Here is an 18,792-nt window from a genome sequence, read left to right on the forward strand (position 1 = left end):
AGCTGAGGCAAACTACTGGCGGCACGTTGCCCAAACTGTGCAGGCTGACACCTGTACTTCAACTAACTAGCCTCCACCAAAACCGGTGTGATTCAGATATGTTGCGGCCACACATGTCGAGCGCAACATCATCGCTTTGAGCAAGCAGCCCCCTGTTTGCAACACTAGATTCCGCAATAACCGTCTTTGCCGCCGACTACGCCCCCTCCAATGCCGTGATCTTGGATGTCTACTTCACCAACGCAGGCGTAGTATTGCTCACCTGCTTCACCACCGGTGTCGGCTAAGGGATCGCCGTCTTCGCAGCAAATGCTGGCTCTGCCTTTCGCAGCTCCCTAGCAAGCGCCATCGCCTGCAAACGACCTTTGGCTGCTTCGTTGCCTGCGGTTGCCAGCCCTTTATCGACCAGGCTGACTGCACCTTTGGCTAATGGACAAGCCACACTCCTGCAACGGTCAAGCGGTTCATCTCTGTACTCCTGAGGAGTTTGTACTACCCGTAGGCAGAGAGATCTTCTTGTAGTTCAAGTTTTTCCGCATCCCTGGTGCAACTCACTTTCACTTAAGAATCGGCATTAATACACGACAACATCCCCATTGGGTAGTAGCCCGCAAGGCCAGTACCCTTCAATGTACAAATTAATTAATTCATTCCAAATCGAAGGATGATCAATTGCAATCTCAATCGCGGCCATTCTGGAGCAATAAAGAGCAGATCCTTTGGCTACTTCAAAATAATTGTGCGGCCCGGAAGTTAGCTTTGAATTATTTGCCATCCTTAATGAATGCAGTGTTTTTCTGTAAATCTCCATAATGTTATTTTCAAAATTAAGTTTCACCTCACCCCATTTTTCAATAAGTAAATTTCCGTAAAATGGGTCAACTTGATCTTTGCTTGATGGCAACCAATCCATTTGAGCTGCAATTATTGCGTCACTTGTATTTAAATTGCCAGAAAATATATCACTATCCCATGCCGCAAGACTCGTAATCGATTGCATGCCTTTTTTGCATCCAAAGGCACCAACTGCCGAGAACCAATTTGCCTCAGCGATTTTAAAAATTAAGGAATCTATATTCATTTATTTACGAAGATCAGTTTTCCTGCTGCGAGAAATTGCGTTACTCCACAGTTGCACCGTTGATTGGACTAAACCTCCTTCCGCATGCAACCCTAGACTATTGTGTAGCGAGTGTTAGGAAGCCTCCCAAACGCAAGTATCAAGCTCCTCCATTTTGGCCTGAGCACTTTCAATTGAATAAGCATGATGAGATGTTGCATATCTAGTTACGCCATTTCAATCAACTATGGAGGGCCAAGCATTGCCTGTATTCGTAGCCAATTAATATGTCAAATAATTTTAATCACGCTCAAACTATTTTCCGCCTGTATCATTAAAGATATCATTCCTTACCTCAATCAAACCAAGGAGCTCTTCAATACGAATTCTATCGCCTGGATGCCTGGCGATATAAATTAGGCAAGCTTCTTCAAGGACTCTTAGAAAATCCAATTTGCTTAAAACTACCTCATCCTCGAAAAGGTAGAACTTAACGCCCTTAAAAGGTTGGTCTTCTGATACAAGTTCGCCTGGGAACTCGCAAACGGCGTCATCAAATCCTCTACCAATTCCTTTCGCAAACTCCTCCAGTGTCGAAATAAAATCTCGATCCTTCATCGAATTGAAAAATGCTTGAGCCGGGAAAAAATCATTACAAAGAACAATTGGAAAATCCATTATTACCTCAATTAAAAATTGGGGAAAAATGCGCACACGACTCCAGCATCATCCAGATAGACCATATGACACAAGCCATTTGGAGCAGCTCCTGACCAAGCTCTTTTCAGCGGTGCTAAAGACTGGCCCCGCGCAGCTGCTTGACGTCTCCAAGTTAAGAAGTGTTGTAGCGCAAGTAATTTCAATAATTGCCGAACCTCAACCATGTCTAACCCTGAGGCGCCGCGCTTTGCTCAACCCCTTTTCCACGATTTTTGGCGTTAGCTAAAAGTATGAAGTTCCGCCTAGGAGCGCATCGGCCAAGTACGTAAAGCTGTCTACACACAGTCGAGCTCAACGCCTCAGCCACTCAGCAACTCGACTAATGACCGAAGATCTTAGGCATTAAATTTTTTCGCTATCGCGCGATCCGGACATACTTCAGCAAATAAGCTTTAATTATCAAGCTGCGCCCATTCATCCTGAATGATCGACATAAATCTACGCCGATCCAGAAGATATTCATCAAAAATCAATTCTATTCGATCGAACAGTTCTGAAAAATCTTCAACATCATCTGACAAGTAGGCCCGCAAACTCCCCAGCATCCGTTTTTGGGCTACAGGCGAATAATATGCAAACTCAGGAATCATTAGAGCATGGATGGCTTTGCGAACATCCACTTCGCCATTCACATTCAATCCGCTTATTTTCGCGTAATCTTCTTCATTAACAAAGTTGACATCAAATACTTTCAGCAAGCTGACCAAGTATGCAATCTTTTTTCTAGACTTCATTATTTACCCAAAATTGGGAATGCGGTGTTTACTCAATCACTCTTAAACCAAACTTTGCTTGAATACTTCAGTCAAGGCCAAAGTACTCATCGAACAGTCCACCCTGCAAATTGGTGGTGCGCTCATCGCAATCGGATCCTCTTGCGATAGTACAAGTTGCCCATTGGTACCTCTTCACTGAGAGAACTCATTATCCGTTGCAGCTTTAAGGCATCAGGCCGCCAACTTTAACTTATAGGCGCCCGACCGCCGTTGTCACATGCATCTGTGAAAATGCAGTGGAAAAATAACATTATTTGGCTCCATCGGCAAAAGAGATAAATTTATGGATTTTTTCAGAAGTGCAATCTGATCAAAATATTGATTCTTATCAAATTCATAAAAATAGGTTTTCGATCCAGCATCTATTTCCCACTCAACCACATCCGCTGTGTGGTTAACAATTACGCCATCCCAACCGCCATCCTCTGCGATGCCGCAGGCGCAAGTAAATATCAAATATCTACCTGATGCTAACTTGCTAGCCTCCAACTCTTCAAAATACATCAGCGACCCCGAAAAATCAACCAAATCATCCAAGGCCTCACCGTCAATCCAGCACCTTATAATTCCGACATTGGAAAATAAAATACCATCGATTATCTTTACCTCCACGATGGGATCTAAGAACAAAGTCAATTTATTCATATCGTATCCAAAAATATCGACTCTTGCCACCAGCTAGAGGTAATTCAGCAGGACACCTGAAAATGCAACAACAGCCGATTCCTACTCATGCCAACACAGTGCGAAAATTTTTTACTGCAGGAGGCAAAGAAGGGAATTGCACCAAATCACTTTCTGCGACAGATGCACGCCATGCTCTGGGCATCATTTGCACATGGCGACATACCACCTACTCAAGGGTATCTGTAAATGCAGGAGCGATTCGGCTCATATTGACACTCAAATGTACGGTATTAAAGCACCTCTTAACACGATCGAGAGTCTTCATTTTTATTTTCTTATTAGACGCTCGGTACATTTCGAGTGCACGAATATTTTTTACCGAAAAATCCACATCTTGTCTACGCAACATTTCGAGACAAAGCAATCTGCCAAATGAGGATATAGAGTATCGTGCTAAAAACGCCTTATACCAATTTTCAAGTGCACTATACTGCTCAACATTAAACGCAAGGAAGATAACGTATTCCAGCAAACTAGCATCCCGAATAGTGCGCTTCACCAATCGCAGACCCATTGAACGAATATTAATACTTTTGTGCAGTAGAAAAAGATCCAAGCATGCCTTGCGCTCTTCCAAGCCTGAAGAGTTCATAAAATGTGCAATGGAGTTTTCTACAAAACCATCACAATAATCTAACGATATAACTCTTCGAACTTCATCCACTGAAGAGAACTTTAATAATTTTTTACCCATACACTTGGAATTGCTCAAAAAAATTTAAGCTCTTCTCCCCAATCAATCTACGTATTGACAATCCTAATCATCTTAGCTTCAGATGTCACCTTTTGTTGCACGCATTGATTCATGCTGAAAGTTCGTCTCTAAATTACAACCGAATGCACCAGGAATTACCGCTCTGCTCATTGCTACTGCGCAAGTGGATGTCGCTGCGCATCCGTATCAATCGGGAAATTTTGGGGATTTGCGCAACGACGGCCTTATGGGTTGAGGCAAGCGTTCACGCAAGTAACGCAGAGTCAACAGCCGTTGCCTAACGCTTTTGAGAGCTGAGACAAGAAGTGTCTAAAAGAAGTGTTCGCCCCTGCCTGCAGCAAAGACAATGTTGGCAGGCCAAATGGGGTTGGCCCTGCGCTTGTGAAAGTGTCCAGTCAATGCGCGTCTATCGCAAATAGAACCTAAACCGCGCGCCCACATCCCCCACCCCGCTCAACAGCTCAATCGAGCTGTCATGCAGCTGCAGAATGCGGTGCACGATCATCAAGCCCAAGCCACCAGACCGCCCATCGCTGCGGCTGTGCATGCGGCTCAAGGTGGGGCGTTCGAACAGGCTGTCGCGCAGCGCGGGCGGGATGCCTGGGCCATTGTCCTGCACCGTCACGCTGATGCGGTCCTGCTCTGCGGCTCGCAGCTCTACCTGAATATCCCCGCCTTGCGGCGTGGCGCGGATGGCGTTGTCGATCAGGTTGACCAGGACGCGTTCCAGCATGCCGAGGTCGGCGGTGACAGGAGGCAGATCTGGGTCGATCACGGCGTGCAGGCGCTGCGCCTTGGCCTCGGCGGCAAGCTCAAACTTCTGGAACACGTCCTGCAGCAGATCGGGCAGAAAGAAGCGCTCGGGCTCGGGCTTGACCACGCCGTATTCCAGCCGCGCCAGCTCAAACAGTTTTTGCGCAAGGTCACCGACCTTGCGGCTTTGGTCCAGTGCAATGCCCAAGTAGCGGCGGCGTTCGTCGGGCGACAGCACATCGGCCTTGAGCTGCAAGGTTTCCAGATAGCCATGCAAGGAGGTCAAAGGCGTGCGCAGGTCGTGGGAGATATTGGCGAAGAGCTCGCGCCGCTGCTGGTCTTGGGTGCGCAGCTTCTGCCACTGCTCCCAGGTGCGCTGCGCCAGCTGTGCAAAGGCCTGGCTGAGCACGGCGATATCGGCGCCGCCGTGCGCAGCCTGCTGCAGCTTGGCCTGGGCTTGGGGCAGGTCGGCCAGGCCATCGGTTTGCAGCTCCTGCACGGCTGCTGTCAGGCGCCGCAGCGGCCGGGTGATCATGCCAAAGGCCACCGCTGCAGCGACCGCCCCCAGCACGACCACGACCAGCAGCGACCAGAGCAAGGTGCGGAGCGCGCCATCACTGCTCACACGGGCGGCGAGGCTGTCACGGCCCTGGCCTTGCAGGATCACGTACACATAGCCTGACCGCTCGCCACCCTGCATCAAGGGCGCTGCGCTGAACACCTTGCGCTCCGTCATGCTGCGGGGGTCATCCCCCAATACCGGCAGCGCAGCGCCGCTGAACAGGCGCTGCAGGGGCTCCAGATCGACCTTTTGGCGCAGTATCTTTTCTTGCGGCGCATCGTAGGCCTGGATGGCGCCGCTGTCGTCCAGCAGGTAGACCTCCACACTCGGGTTGACCTGCATCAGCTTGCCAAACAGCTCGCGGCTGGCGCCAGCGTTCAGGCCATCGGCACGCATCAGCTCCGGGTAGCGGGCAATGCGTGCAGCCAGATCCTGCGACAGGCGCTGCACCACCTCTTGCTCGCGCTGGTCGGATACCCGCATCTGCAGCCAGACCGTGGCCGCACTGCAGGCCAATAGCAGCAGCACAAAGACCAAGGTCAGGCGCTGGGCCAAGGTGGTGGATGCAAGCTTCATGGCGTCTCCTCCGCCCATTTGTAGCCATGGCCCCATACTGTCAGGATGCGTTTGGGGCTGCCAGGATCCGCTTCGATCTTGGTTCGGAGGCGATTGATATGGGTGTTGACCGTGTGCTCATAGCCATCATGGCGGTAGCCCCAGACCTGGTTCAGCAGGTCAAACCGGGAGAACACCTTGCCGGGGTTGCGCACAAAAAAATGCAGCAGGTCAAACTCGCGCGGGGTCAGCTCCACCTGGGCGCCATCCACCTTCACTTCGCGCGATATGGGATCAATCTCCAGATTGCCGAGCACCAGCACACCTGCATCCAGCCGGGCGTTTTGCGCCAAGGCCTGGCTGCGGCGCAGCAGCGCGCGTACGCGGGCTACCAGCTCCAGCACCGAGAACGGCTTGGCCAGGTAATCATCCGCACCCAGCTCCAGCCCCAGGATGCGGTGCATCTCGCTGGAGCGAGCACTGGTGATGATGATCGGCACGTAATAGGCCATTGCGCGGGCGCGCCGGCAGATCTCCAGGCCGTCCACCCCGGGCAGCATCAAATCCAGCACCAAGGCATCCCAACCGCCCCGCTCCAAGGCCTGCATGCCCGCATCGCCATCGGCCATGTGCACCACCTCATAGCCTTCATCGCGCAGATGCAGTTGCAGCAGCTCCGCGATGGGGGCATCGTCTTCCACGATCAAGATACGTTTGCTGGGATTCATGCTGTCATTGTGCGGTACGAGTGATGGCCTGCTGGCATCGACAGCCGGCTGCAAGCCAGGCCACCGTGCCTGCAGGCCGCCACTGCGAAGAAAGCGTTAAGCGGACTGTCGCTGGTCAAGCGCGGGCGGCCTTGGCCGCCGCCTGCATCTGCTTGTGCTTCTGGAACACCCAGCGCGCCGCCAGCAAGCCGGCCAGGATAAGCCCGTACAACCAGACCTCGGCAAAGTTGTTCTTGCCGGAACGCATCCACCAAAAGTGCAGCACGGCCAAGGCAGCTGCGCCATACACCGTGCGGTGCAGCATCTGCCAGCGCTTGCCGCCCATCCGCCGGATGAGCTTGGGCACCGAAGTAATGGCCAGCGCCAGCAGGATCAGCCAGGCCAAGGTACCGACAAGGATGAAGGGGCGCTTGATCAGGTCGTCGACGATCGCGGACCAGTCCACACCCATGTCGAACACCACATAGGCCAGCCAGTGCAGGCTGGCATAGAAGAAAGCATAGAGGCCCAGCATGCGGCGATAGGCTGCGAGCCCGTTCCAGCGCAGCCATTGACGCAAGGGCGTAACGGCCAGCGCAAAGCAGATAAAGCGGATGGCCCAGTCACCCAGCGAGCGCAGCAGCGCCTCGGCCGGGTTGGCGCCCAGGCCATCAGAGGCAGCCAGGTAAAACAGCCAAGCGGCGGGCACCAGGCACAACAGGTGCAGCAGCACACGCTGCACCGACTTGGCAGAAAAACGCGCGGATGTGGGCATGGGCAACGATCAGTAGTTCTTGCGCAGATCCATGCCGGCGTAGAGCTGGCCCACCTGGGCTTCGTAGCCGTTGAACAGCAAAGTTTTGTGGCGCTTGGCAAACAAGCCACCTTCACCGATGCGGCGTTCGGTCGCCTGACTCCAGCGCGGGTGCGGCACATCGGGGTTCACGTTGGAGTAAAAGCCGTACTCATTGCGCGCCGCCTTGTTCCAGGCGGTGCCGGGCTGCTTCTCCACCACGCGGATGGTCACAATGCTCTTGGCACTTTTGAAGCCGTATTTCCAAGGCAGCACCAAGCGCACCGGTGCACCGTTTTGTGGGGTCAAGGTCTTGCCGTACATGCCAAAGGCCAACAGGCTCAGCGGGTGCATGGCCTCGTCCATGCGCAGGCCTTCGGTATAGGGCCAGTCGAGCACGCCGCTGTTCAGGCCAGGCATCATCTTGCGGTCGGCCAGGGTCACAAACTCCACATACTTGGCGCTGCCTTGTGGCTCCACCTGGGCCAGCAATTTGGACAGCGAGTAGCCCACCCAGGGGATCACCATCGACCAGCCTTCAACACAGCGCAGCCGGTAAATGCGTTCTTCCTGGGCGCTGAGCTTGAGCAGCTCTTCAATATCAAAGGTCTTGGGTTTGTTGACCAGGCCTTCGACCCGCACCGTCCAGGGCCTTGTCTGCAAGGTGTGGGCATAGCGCGCCGGGTCGCTTTTGTCGAGGCCGAACTCGTAGTAGTTGTTGTAGGTGCTGGCATCCTGGAAGGAGGTGGGCGTCTCCATCGATATCGCGCCCGGCACCGTCGAGCGAACCGTGCTGATCGGCTGCGTGCCATCGGACTTGGCCGCTTGCGCCCAGGCACCCCCTGCGGCCAGCGCCGTGCCGCCAGCCGCGCCGAATTTGAGAAGGTCGCGGCGGCTCAAATACAGGTGCTGAGGCGTGATGTCGCTGCTGCTGCCGTGGTCAAAGCCCGAATTGTTGGTACGTATCAGCATGGGTATCGCTCCTGAAGTCGGTAGATGCAGATGAGGCAGGCCAGCGGGCCTGCCTCGGTTACCTCTAATAGACACCATCTGCAGCGCAAAGATTTCAAGCGCTGCTCAGTATTTGTTAAACAAAAAGTTATAAATACATGCGGATGACCTGGCCCGGCGGCTACGTCGGCGTCTGCTGCCGAGTGTGCAGAAGGATCAATGACAAGTGGGCCCCCGACCCAGACTGTCGACTGTTGCGTAGTATGCACCTGCAGAGCACCTGAGGCAGCCATGGGGCCGAGCTTGCGCAGTGCCTTGGTAGCCCCGGACCAGGCCCAAATCAAGTCCACACACACTGCAGCAATGCATCACAAAATTTGTTTGCTACAAACACATTAAATATTATTTGCAGCAAACAATAATATTTCACATATTAATAATCACAGGCTTGAGAATAATAACTTATTACTAAGCCAGCCTGATCAAGGACTTCGCTCCATGCAGATGGGGCGGGCATGGTTTTCCATTGATTGAAATGCAGGACCAGGCCCATCGGTCATATCCAAAAAATACGCGCTCACTCGGGAGTTGATCTGGCCCTCCACCAAAGCCGGTCACCCGATCTGGATCGCTTTGCAAGGGAACGGCCGGTTGGCTGTCCTGAGAGTCGGACTCGGGATCACACACCTTCGCGATCGCTATGCCATCCCCCTCTTTCCGGATGACAATGCCTGGGTGAGCGCAATCTTCATCTGCGCACATGGGATTGGATGGCTTCCCATCGGCAGTCCCCTGCGTGGCGTCCACACAGGTCACCGCGTGCTGAAGGATCTGACCGGGGTTTAAGGGGTTTACAGGCTCGCTTTTTGCGTTCACCCATGGAGCTGCCAGCAATACGATTGCAACAGTGGCTGATTGAATCAACATAATTCACCTCCTAAAAATCAAAGGCACTCAAGAACTCCTGACAAGGAGGATTGAATAGTAGTGATATTCAAATTGCAATGCAGAGATGATTTGTTGAAAGTTGCAATACACTCGATATCAATAATGATTCGATATATAAAATAATCAAATCAGCAGCCAATATTGGAAAACGCCAATATCGCTGCTGCACAGCCCACATGCCCATGCCGTTGATGGCCACCTCGCCCTGCACTGCGATCATCAGGGTTCCGTTGTCGGGCCAGACGCTGATGCACTGCTCAACCTGGCCAACATTAAATCCGTCGGAAGGAACAATCGTTTACCGCTCAAACCTTGGACTGGGAGGGTAGAAGCGTTGCGTTTAGAAACGGTTTAGACCGCTGCCAAGACATCAGCGCCCGGGCACCAGACCTGATGCCATAGGTATCCCAGCCCCAGGTGCTCCTCCCCGCGCCCAGATCAGAAGTCGTAACGCACACTCGCCGTCACACTGCGCGGTGCGCCCCAGGTGTACTGCACCCGGCCAAAATCGCGCATGCCGGCAAAGTAGCTTTTGTCCAGCGCATTGCGGATATTCAAGTTGACGCTGAGCTTTTGGTTGACCTGGTAGCGCGCCATCAGATCCAGCACCCAGAAGGCGGGCTGCAGCAAGGGGCCGGCGGAGGTCTTGCTTTGCCAGCGGGTGGCCGCACCGATGGTGAGTCCGCTGAGCGCGCCACCCATGCGGTAGGTGCTGCCCAGCTTGAGCTGGTTGCGGGGCAGGTAGTTGCTGTTGCTCAGGCTGGTGCTGTTGAGCACATAGCTGCCCTGGGCCTGCCATCCGGGGGCCAGTTCGCCCGATAGCTCCAGCTCATAGCCGCGCTTGCTGACACCGGAGACCGAGCGGTAGATCGCTGTGCCATCGGGCATGGTTTCGCCCGTGGCGTCGGCCACGTTGTCGGTCTTCATCCAGAAGTAGGCCAGGCTGGCGTTCAGGCGCTTGTCCAGAAACTCGCCCTTGGCGCCAATTTCATAGGTCTGGCCCTCTTCCGGGTCCAGGGTCTTGCCGCTGGCATCCAGCGCGCTTTGCGGCTTGAAGATGCTGGCATAGCTGCCGTAGAGCGAGACCTGCTCATGCACATCCACCACCAGCCCCAGGTAAGGGGTGACGACATTGTTCTTCTTGAAGTCGTAGTTCGAGTAGGCGTACGGCGTCAGGTCGTACTGCTCGTAATTGGTGATGCGGGCGCCGCCAATCACTTTGACCGGATCGGCCACATTCAGGCGCACCGCGCCGTAGACCGAGCTGCGCTTGGAGCTGAAATAGCTGTGGTTGTCGACGGGATAGTTCACGATGTCATCGGGCCGCACAATCGCGCTGCCGCCATCGCTGTAGTCTAGGCCCAGATTGGTGAAGCGCTTGTTGGCCGAGTAGGTGTCCGAGCTGGTTCGGGCGGTATCGGCGCCCAGCATCAGCTCATTGCTGCGGCCCAGCAGCTCGAAGGGGCCACGCAGATCGGCCGCAATGCTGCGGTTGCGGTTGGCATGGTCCTCGGCGCGGCTCAGGTCCACCACCTGGGGCGATGCCGTAAACCAGGAGCCGGTCTCGCCATAGGGCATCTTGGTTTTTTCCGTGCTGGCACGCAGCTTGGCCGTCCAGCCGTTGTCAAAACGGTGCTCCAGGCTGGCAAACAAGGTATCGGTGTCCTGCTCATAACCCGACCAGGGCGCGCCGATGTTGAAGGAGCGCGGCTGCAGGCCCAGGAAGTCGCCATTGGCGGCGTAGGCCTGGATCATGCTCGTGCTGCCCGCGCCATAGTATTCGCGGTGGCGGTGCACAAAGCCAATATTGAGCAAGCTGTCGCGGCTCAGGTCCAGGTCCAGGGTGCCGTACAAGGTCTGGTTGCTGCGCTTGACGTTGTCACGGAAGTCATGGCCATCCGATGCCGCTGCCACCAGGCGGCCGCGCAGGCTGCCACGGTCATTGAGCGGGCCACCCACATCCACATCGGCGCGGTAGTTGTCCCAGCTGCCCACACCGGCGCCCACACTGGCGCGGAACTCCTGCGTCGGGCGCTTGCGGATCATGTTCACCGTCGCGCCGTACTTGCCATCGCCATTGCTCAGGCCAGATGAGCCCTTGAGCACCTCGATGCGGTCGATCTCGGCCATGTCATCCATGGTGTAGAGCATCTGGGTGTTGGCATACCAGCCGCTGGCCATCTGGCGCAGGCCATCGATCTGCAGGTTGACGTTGTCGCCCCGCACCATGATGTTGTTGCCATCGCCCTGGCGGTCCACCGTCACGCCGGGGGTCTGCTCCATCACATCGGTCAAGGTCTGCAGCTTGAAGTCATCCATGCGCTGGCGTGTCATCACGCTGACGGACTGCGGCGTCTGGCGCAGAGTCAGTGCCAGGCCGGTGGCTGTGGCGCTGGGCCCGCGCTGCGTGTAGCTGCCGGTGTCTTCGGTGCGGCCATCCTGCAGCGCATCGGCGGTCACCGTCACGGTTTCCAGGGTCATCGACTGGGGCGCTGTGGGCATGCGCCGCAAGGTGAAGGTGCCTGGCTGCGTGCTCACTGCTGTCAAGCCCGTGCCTGTCAGCATGCGCGCCAGCGCCTCTGGCGCCGTCAGGTTGCCGCTGACGGCCGCTGCCCGCAAGCTCTGCACCAGCGCATCGTCAAACAGCACCTGCTGCTGGGTTTGCCGGCCAAAGGCCTTGAGCCCCTCAATCAGCGGCTGGGCCGGCAGATTGAAACTCTGGCGCGCCGTCTGCGCAGCGGCTTGCGCCTGGGCAGCGGCGGGTAGCACGCTGACGCCCGCCATCGCAGCCGCTACCAGCGCGGCCAGCAATCGTGGCCGCAGCACCGGGGCCTGTGCGTTCCCGCCTACCGCCTTCTTCAACGGGCACCCGCACTCTTCCCCCAACAACATCTCGCATCCCATGACTCTCGCACTCCTGTGTATTCCTGCATCAATGACAACAGCCCTGCCCGGGCAGCTTTCCCGCTCCAGGCTCGAGTGGACAGGCTTGGAACGGGCGCTTGCACCAGGCGCCGCTGTGGTTTGCGGCCATTGGCTGGGAATAACAAAGCGGAAGGCTTGGATCCGTGGCTGGCAGCCCGTGCAGCGCTCAGATCTCTGGCGCCCACCTTATGAAGAAGCACAAAAGGCGCAAAACATGGAACCTTGGCAAATGAAACAAATTGTTTTTATTGTCGGCGAATGCGCCAGCCCCCGTCGGGCAAGCGCTGCACCCGCACCTCGGCCACGCTGGGCAAGGCGAGCAAAAAGCGCTCCGGATCGGCCAAGGCCAGCAGGCCCGAGATGGGGATGGCGCGGATCGCGGGATCCTCCACCTCGACAGGAGCATCGAGGTAACGGGCCAGCTCCTGGGCCACCTGTGCCAGCGGCCGGCGCTGAAAATACACCTGGCCGGTGCGCCATTCGGCCACCTCGTCGGGCTTAACCTTCAACTGACGGTAATGACCGCTGGCGGGCTCCAGCGCCATGGCCATGCCCGCCGTCAGCAGCACCGGCTGCGGGCTGCCCGGCAGCGTGGAGCGCAGCGCCACCCGCCCCTCTTGCACCTGGACCAGCATCTCCGGCTGCGCAGCCCGCACATTGAAAGCCGTGCCCACCACGCGGACCTCGCTGTGCCCGCTGGTCACCGTAAAGGGCTTGTTCGCATCGGGCGCCACTTTGAAAAAGGCCTCGCCCTTGTCCAGCACCGTCTCGCGCCGGTAGGGGTAGTAATGCACCTGCAGGCGGCTGTTGGCGTTCAGCGCCACCTGGCTGCCATCGGGCAAGGCCAGATCGCGCAGCTCGCCGGTACCGGTCGCCGCCTCCAGGCTGTAGTAGGCCGTGTTGCACCAGTGCTGCCAGCCCATGCCGGCGATCACCAACAGCAGCAGGGACGCCAGCAAGGCCTGGGCCGGCCAGCCCCAGCGCCAGCCCAGGCTGGCGCCCTGCGCAGTGGCTTGCCTCGCAGGGCGCGCGGACGCAGCCGGCTTGGCCTTCGCGTCCGGCACCGCAGTCTGGCCTGCGGCATAAGAAGCTGGAAACATCTGCTGCAGCGCCTGCGCATCCTGCCAAGTCTGGGCCAGGCGCGCCAAGGCCTGCGCATGCAGCACATCCTCGGCCAGCCAGGCGTTCAAGGCCCTTTCATCGGCGCCGGTCCAGTCAGGCTGCATGCGGCGCACATGCCAGTCACCGGCGGCATGGTTCAGCGCCAGCAACTGCGCGGGCGTCAGGCTCTGCAGCGATCGGGAGGTCTGCGTTGCGCTCATACGGGTGGCTCCTCATCGGCAGCGCTCAGCGCCAGTTGCTGGGCTTGCAGCTGCTGCATCTGCTCGGCACTGGCAAATTGCACGCGGGTCTCGCAATAGGCGACGGCACGCGCCAGGTGTTTGACCACCATGCGCAGCGAGATGCCCATCTGCTCGGCCGTCTGCTGCACGGTATGGCCTTCGACCCGGTGCAGCACAAAGGCCTGGCGCTGGCGTTCGGGCAGCTCCTGGATGGCTTGGTGCAAACGGCGCAGCCGCTGCTGCTGGGCCGCCTGCTGGTTGACCTCCTCGGCACTGCTGTACAACTGCGCCTCCAGCGCCTGCGGGTGTTCGTCGCCCGATACCAGCTCCAGCCCCTGGGCCTGCGCACTGTGCTGCCAATCGCGTGCGGCCACGCTTTGCAGCGTCTTTCGCAAATAGGGCTGCTCTTCGTCGGGCTGCAGCACCTTGCCGGTGGCGGCCACCCGTGCAAACACTTCCTGGGTGGCATCCTCCACATCGGCTGCATTGCCAAAATGGCGCCGCAGCATGCGCATCACCGGTGTGCGCCAGCGCTGGTAGAGGCTCGCCAGGTGCCCGCCGGCCGGCTCCGGCGCACCCGCCTCGCCATGGGGCAACCAATCAGGCCGCATACGGCACCACGTAGGCCCATGCACACTCGCCCACGCTGCAGCCGCTGGCAGCAGACACATCGCAGATCAAAGAGTGGGGCATGGCAGGCAGGAACACAGTGAGCGGACAGGCCAGCAGCGCCAGACATAGCCCAGCGCGCAGCAGGTTGGGAAAGCGGCGCAGGCGTACCCTTTCGAATACGCCTGCCGGAACGCGCGATGCCGTGGCAAAGCGCGGATGCATTGTACTGAGAAGAATTCTCATTCCCATCAAAATGCGCGCTTTTCAACCTCGCACCTGCAGGGCTCGCTGGGCCCACCCGTCTTTAGAACTTGTAGCGTGCGGAGAGGTAATAGCTGCGCGGATCCCCATACACGCCCGTGCCGTACGAGCCCATGCCCGGCATATAGGTCTTGTTCAGCACATTGCTCAGGTTCAGCGCCACCGACAGGTGCGAATCCACATCCCAGCGGGCCATCAGGCCCAGCAAGGTGTAGGCCGGCTGGGTCGCACGCCACTGTGTGTCACCCGCTTGCTGGTAGTAGGTTTCGCTTTGCCAGCTCAGCGATCCGCCCACGGTCACGGGGTTCCACTGGCCCGGCAGGCGGTAGCTGGTGCTGAGCTTGACCAGGTGCTTGGGCTGGTTGGTGTTGACGGCGCTCAGGATCACATCGGGTTGGTAGCCCAGGGTGGATTCGCGGTAGGTATAGCCCGCATACACATTCCAGGCGGGGGTGACCTGGCCGGAGACTTCCATCTCCACGCCCTTGCTCTTCACCCCCTTGGCGGCGATATAGATTTCTTCGCCGGTGGCAGGGTTGGAATCCACATACTGGGCCGAGTTGTCCTGCTGGCTCTGGAACAGCGCGATCGAGGTATTGAGCTTACCGTCCAGCAGCGCGCCCTTGATGCCGATTTCCTTGCTCTTGCCGGTAAGCGGTGGCAGCGGCGCACCACCCGCATCCTTGTAGTAGGTCTGCGGGTTGAAGATATCGGTGTAGCTTGCATAGACCGACCACTGCTTGTTGAAGTCATACACCAGGCCGGCATAGGGGATGACCTTGTGGTTCACCTTGAGCTTGTCGTTGAGGGTGTAGACACTGCTTGCCAGATCGGTCTCGCCATCGACCAGGCGGTACCAGCTCACCCGCGCACCCAGGATCACCGACAGCACATCCGTGGGCCGCAGACGCAGCGCGCCAAAGGCTCCTTTTTCTGTCACACGCGTATCGCGGTCACTTTCCAGATCCATTTGAGGCTCGGGTGCATTGCCCTGCCATGCATAGTAGTTGCCCACCGGATCGTAGCCGGTGGAATAGCCAGGCGCACCACGGCGCTCGCGCGACCAGCCTGCCCCCAAAGTCAGCTCATGGCTGCGGCCCAGCAGCTCGAAGGGGCCCGACAGCACGGCATTGAGCGAATCGGTGGTCGAGGTCGTCGGAATCTTGGCCGACAGCATGTTCAAGCCCAGCCCCGTCTCCTTGTCCAACGAACCATAGGCGGCCACGCCCACCTTCACATCGCGGCTCTGGCGCAGGTGGCTGCCAGCCAGCTCCAGCTTCCAGCCGTTGTCAAACACATGCTTCAGATCGGCAAACAGGTTGCTGCTGTCATTGTTCCAGTAAGACCAGCGCGCAGCAGGGTTGAGCGAGGTCGGGAAATGCGTCTGCGTGCCATCCGAGAAGAACAGCGGCAGATGGCCATAGGTAGCGCCATCGGCGCGGGTCTGCATGTAGTCAATGCCCAGCGCAGCCGTGGTGCGCGGCGCCAGGTCGGCCTCGACGATTCCGTAGAAGTTGCGGGTATCGCGGCTGTAGTAATCGACATGCGAATCGGCATTCTGCGCAGCGGCCACCATACGGGCACGCACACTGCCATCCGCATTCAAGGGGCCCGAGACATCGGCCACGCCGCGCTGCTTGCTCCAGGAGCCCACGCCGCCTTCCAGCGAGGCCTGGAACTCCTTGGTAGGCCTCTTGCGCACCAGGTTGACGACCGCGCCCGGGTTGCCCGCGCCGGTCAGTAAACCGGTAGCGCCCTTGACCACTTCCACCCGGTCGTAGATGGCGCTGTCCGCCAGCGATGTGGTGTATTGGTTGGCGGAGTTCATGGTGTTGGGCATGCCGTCGAACTGGAAGTTCTCCACCGCAAAGCCGCGCGAGTAGAAGGTGGCGCGCTCGCTGTCATTGCGGCCCACCGTGATACCGGTCACCTTGTCCAGAATCTCGGGCAGGTTGCTCAGGCCCTGGTCGTCCATCTGCTGGCGGGTGATCACCGTCACCGACTGCGGCGTCTCGCGCAAGGACAGGCCCATGCGCGTCGCGGTGCTGGATGCCGCCACGGTGTACGAGCCCGTGTGCTCCGAGGCGGCCACCCGGTCGGCCTGGGCCTGCACCACCACCGGCGCCAACTGCATCTCGCCCGCCATCGGGGCCGGGCTGGCCGCTACGCGCTTGCGCAGCACATAGGAGCGGTCGCCCGCAGGCACGGCCTCCAGCCCCGTGCCGGCCAGCAGCAGCTGCAGCGCCTGGGCCACCGGCAAAGCGCCGTGCACGCCGGGCGATTGCGCGGCGCTGACCAGCTCGGGCGTGCCGCTGACGCTGACGCCGGTCTGCGATGCAAAAGCGACCAGCGCCGCAGGCAGCGGCCCAGCCGGCACCTGCAGGGTTTGGGCTGCGCCCGCCTGTGCAGGAGCCTGCTCGGCGGTTTGGGCATGGACCGGCAGGGCCAGGCCCAGCAGGGCGCCAACGCCCATGGTAAGGATGGCGGCCTGCACTGAGCGGGCCAGCATAGATGGCATGGGCTGCACACCGGTTGGGGCGGCATGAGGACGATAAGAAAGGGTTGGCATAAGGCTTCCTGCAGTTGGATCGGTATGAATTTGCTGTCTCTATGCAGGACAGCCGACCGCGCCCAAAGGGGCCAACTTGGCAGAAAATTTTTCAAGGATCCTCTGCAGAACCCTCGCCAAGCGGGATGGGCGCGGATCGGGATGAGGCGCAAGGCGTCTTTTGTAGTCAATAGCGAGCTATTGACAAGGAAGACAACGCAGCGGATCGCCCGAGCCCGCGTTCAGACACCGGCAGGGAGTTTTGCAGAGGGTTCGTGAAGTGCTGTGTATAGCTCAGTGCGGCAAGGGCAGCACCGTGATCCAGTAAGGGGTTCGGGCGCTGATCTGCACCGGCAGCAGATGGGCCAGATTGGCCAGCACCGCATCGGTATCGGCCAGCTGGAACGCGCCCGAGATGCGCAGCGCCGCCACTTGCGGGTCGCAGCGCAGCCAGCCTTTGCGGTAGCGGCCCAGCTCGGCCAAAAAGGCATCCAGGCGCATGTTGTCGGCCGCCAGCACGCCTTGCGCCCACTGGCTGGCCCCCGCCTGCGCGGTTTGCACCGGGCCCGCTTCGCTGCTGCCAAAGCGCAGCTGCTGGCCGGCCTGCAGGCGCAGGGGTTCAGCGCCACCACGCACACGGACCTCCACCGCATCCTGCTGCACGGCCACATCGGTATAGCCGTCGCCACAGCGCACGCTGAAGCGCGTGCCCAGTGCGCGTATCTCGCCCTGCTCGGTGCTCACCAGAAAGGGCCTTGCGCTGGCCTGGGGGTCTGGCGCAGTCTCCACATACAGCGCGCCGGCACGCAGATGGATGCGGCGCTGCTGCGCATCAAACTGCACATCGGCTGCGCTGGCGGTGTCCAGCACCATGCGGCTGCCATCGGCCAGGGTCCAGCTGCGCCATTCGCCGGTGGCGGTGGCGTGGCTGGCCGTCCACTGCTGCACCGGCGCCATGCGCCAGGCCAGCCAGCCCGTGGGCACTGCAGTGATCAGCAACGCCAGCGCACGCACCGTATCGCGACGGCTGGCACGGCGCTGGGGCCGCGATAGCGCCGGTGCCCCCAGCGATGCCGGGATGGAGCCCGCCTGCAGGCTGACCGCCATCGCCCGCTGCCAGGCGCGCTCATGCGCAGTCGACTGCGCCCGCCAGCGCGCCAGCGCGGCCTGGGCATCGGCGCTGCCGGCCTCTTCTTGCAGGCGCACAAACCACTCGGCAGCCTGCATGGCCACTTCGCGGGTGATGATGGGCGCGGCCGCAGGCGCGGGTGAGGAGCTCCAGGCGGTCATGGCCAGCGCCTCAGTCCGCCAACAGAATGCATTCGGCCATGGCCTGGGCCATATAGCGCTTGACCGAGCGCAGGCCTATGCCCAGCGCCTCGGCAATCTCGACGTAGGTCAGGCCTTCGATCTGCGAGAGGATAAACACCGCCCGCACCTTGGCCGGCAGCGCATCGAGCATCGCATCCACCGCCTGCAAGGCTTGCAGGATGACCAGTTGCTGTTCGGGCGAAATGGCCTCGGGCTCGGGCAAGACCGCCAAGGCCTGCAGATAGGCCTGCTCCAGCGACTGCCGGCGCAGGTGGTTGACCAGCACATGCTTGGCCACGGTGGCCAGGTAGGCCCGTGGCGCGCGCAGTGCAGCGGCCGGTTGCGCAGCGGCGCTGGCATCGCTGCTGCCCGCAGCGGGGCTCAGCAGACGTACAAAGGTGTCTTGCGCCAGGTCCGCCGCCTGGTGGGCATCACCCAGCCGGCGGCGCAGCCAGGCTTGCAGCCAGCCATGGTGCGCCACATACAGCGCGGCCATATCCGGCATGGCCGCTGCGGGGCTGAGGGGCACGGGGCTGGTCGCAGTCATGGTCGCACACCGCAGTCC

General features: G+C 59.0%; 16 protein-coding genes. All 16 read right to left on the reverse strand.

Features of this window, described 5'->3' with window-relative positions:
- Positions 1-574 precede the first annotated feature (574 nt).
- Positions 575-1,081, reverse strand: a complete 507-nt coding sequence (locus tag EDF71_RS23245; protein ID WP_133858909.1) for a hypothetical protein — start codon at positions 1,079-1,081, stop codon at positions 575-577.
- 294 nt (positions 1,082-1,375) lie between these two features.
- A complete protein-coding gene (cdiI, locus tag EDF71_RS23250) occupies positions 1,376-1,738 on the reverse strand; it encodes a ribonuclease toxin immunity protein CdiI (protein WP_133858910.1) in 363 nt (120 codons plus the stop codon).
- 434 nt (positions 1,739-2,172) lie between these two features.
- Positions 2,173-2,514, reverse strand: a complete 342-nt coding sequence (locus tag EDF71_RS23255) for a hypothetical protein (RefSeq protein ID WP_133858911.1) — start codon at positions 2,512-2,514, stop codon at positions 2,173-2,175.
- A 255-nt stretch (positions 2,515-2,769) separates the two neighbouring features.
- Positions 2,770-3,201, reverse strand: coding sequence for a hypothetical protein (locus EDF71_RS23260; RefSeq protein WP_133858912.1), 432 nt, complete (start codon positions 3,199-3,201; stop codon positions 2,770-2,772).
- Between the two features lie 208 nt (positions 3,202-3,409).
- The gene (locus EDF71_RS23265) at positions 3,410-3,907 is read right to left on the reverse strand and encodes a hypothetical protein (RefSeq protein WP_166656627.1); all 498 of its coding nucleotides are present in this window, start codon (positions 3,905-3,907) and stop codon (positions 3,410-3,412) included.
- Positions 3,908-4,364: 457 nt separating this feature from the next.
- Positions 4,365-5,849 (reverse strand): HAMP domain-containing sensor histidine kinase, encoded by a 1,485-nt coding sequence (locus tag EDF71_RS23270; RefSeq protein WP_133858914.1) that lies wholly within the window; start codon positions 5,847-5,849, stop codon positions 4,365-4,367.
- Complete coding sequence (locus EDF71_RS23275) at positions 5,846-6,556, reverse strand: response regulator transcription factor (RefSeq protein ID WP_133858915.1); 711 nt, start codon at positions 6,554-6,556, stop codon at positions 5,846-5,848. Before EDF71_RS23275 ends, EDF71_RS23270 begins: the two co-directional genes overlap by 4 nt.
- 115 nt (positions 6,557-6,671) lie before the next feature.
- Positions 6,672-7,310, reverse strand: coding sequence for a protein-methionine-sulfoxide reductase heme-binding subunit MsrQ (locus EDF71_RS23280; RefSeq protein ID WP_133858916.1), 639 nt, complete (start codon positions 7,308-7,310; stop codon positions 6,672-6,674).
- A gap of 9 nt (positions 7,311-7,319) precedes the next feature.
- Complete coding sequence (msrP, locus tag EDF71_RS23285; protein WP_133858917.1) at positions 7,320-8,300, reverse strand: protein-methionine-sulfoxide reductase catalytic subunit MsrP; 981 nt, start codon at positions 8,298-8,300, stop codon at positions 7,320-7,322.
- Between the two features lie 973 nt (positions 8,301-9,273).
- The gene (locus tag EDF71_RS25175) at positions 9,274-9,447 is read right to left on the reverse strand and encodes a hypothetical protein (RefSeq protein ID WP_166656628.1); all 174 of its coding nucleotides are present in this window, start codon (positions 9,445-9,447) and stop codon (positions 9,274-9,276) included.
- Positions 9,448-9,665: 218 nt separating this feature from the next.
- Positions 9,666-12,089, reverse strand: a complete 2,424-nt coding sequence (locus EDF71_RS23290) for a TonB-dependent receptor (RefSeq protein ID WP_243854422.1) — start codon at positions 12,087-12,089, stop codon at positions 9,666-9,668.
- A 308-nt stretch (positions 12,090-12,397) separates the two neighbouring features.
- On the reverse strand, positions 12,398-13,474 hold the full coding sequence (locus tag EDF71_RS23295; RefSeq protein ID WP_133858918.1) for a FecR domain-containing protein: 1,077 nt from the start codon (positions 13,472-13,474) through the stop codon (positions 12,398-12,400).
- Entirely contained in the window at positions 13,471-14,106 is a 636-nt protein-coding gene (locus EDF71_RS23300; protein WP_133858919.1) for a sigma-70 family RNA polymerase sigma factor, read from the reverse strand. Before EDF71_RS23300 ends, EDF71_RS23295 begins: the two co-directional genes overlap by 4 nt.
- 305 nt (positions 14,107-14,411) lie before the next feature.
- Positions 14,412-16,886 carry a TonB-dependent receptor gene (locus tag EDF71_RS23305; RefSeq protein ID WP_243854423.1) on the reverse strand — a complete coding sequence of 825 codons (2,475 nt, stop codon included), beginning with the start codon at positions 16,884-16,886 and terminating at the stop codon, positions 14,412-14,414.
- Positions 16,887-17,210: 324 nt separating this feature from the next.
- Complete coding sequence (locus EDF71_RS23310) at positions 17,211-18,206, reverse strand: FecR domain-containing protein (protein WP_133858920.1); 996 nt, start codon at positions 18,204-18,206, stop codon at positions 17,211-17,213.
- Positions 18,207-18,216: 10 nt separating this feature from the next.
- On the reverse strand, positions 18,217-18,774 hold the full coding sequence (locus EDF71_RS23315; RefSeq protein WP_243854424.1) for a sigma-70 family RNA polymerase sigma factor: 558 nt from the start codon (positions 18,772-18,774) through the stop codon (positions 18,217-18,219).
- Positions 18,775-18,792 lie beyond the last annotated feature (18 nt).

This window comes from Comamonas sp. JUb58 (genome assembly GCF_004364775.1).
In the GTDB taxonomy this organism is placed as follows: domain Bacteria; phylum Pseudomonadota; class Gammaproteobacteria; order Burkholderiales; family Burkholderiaceae_C; genus Comamonas.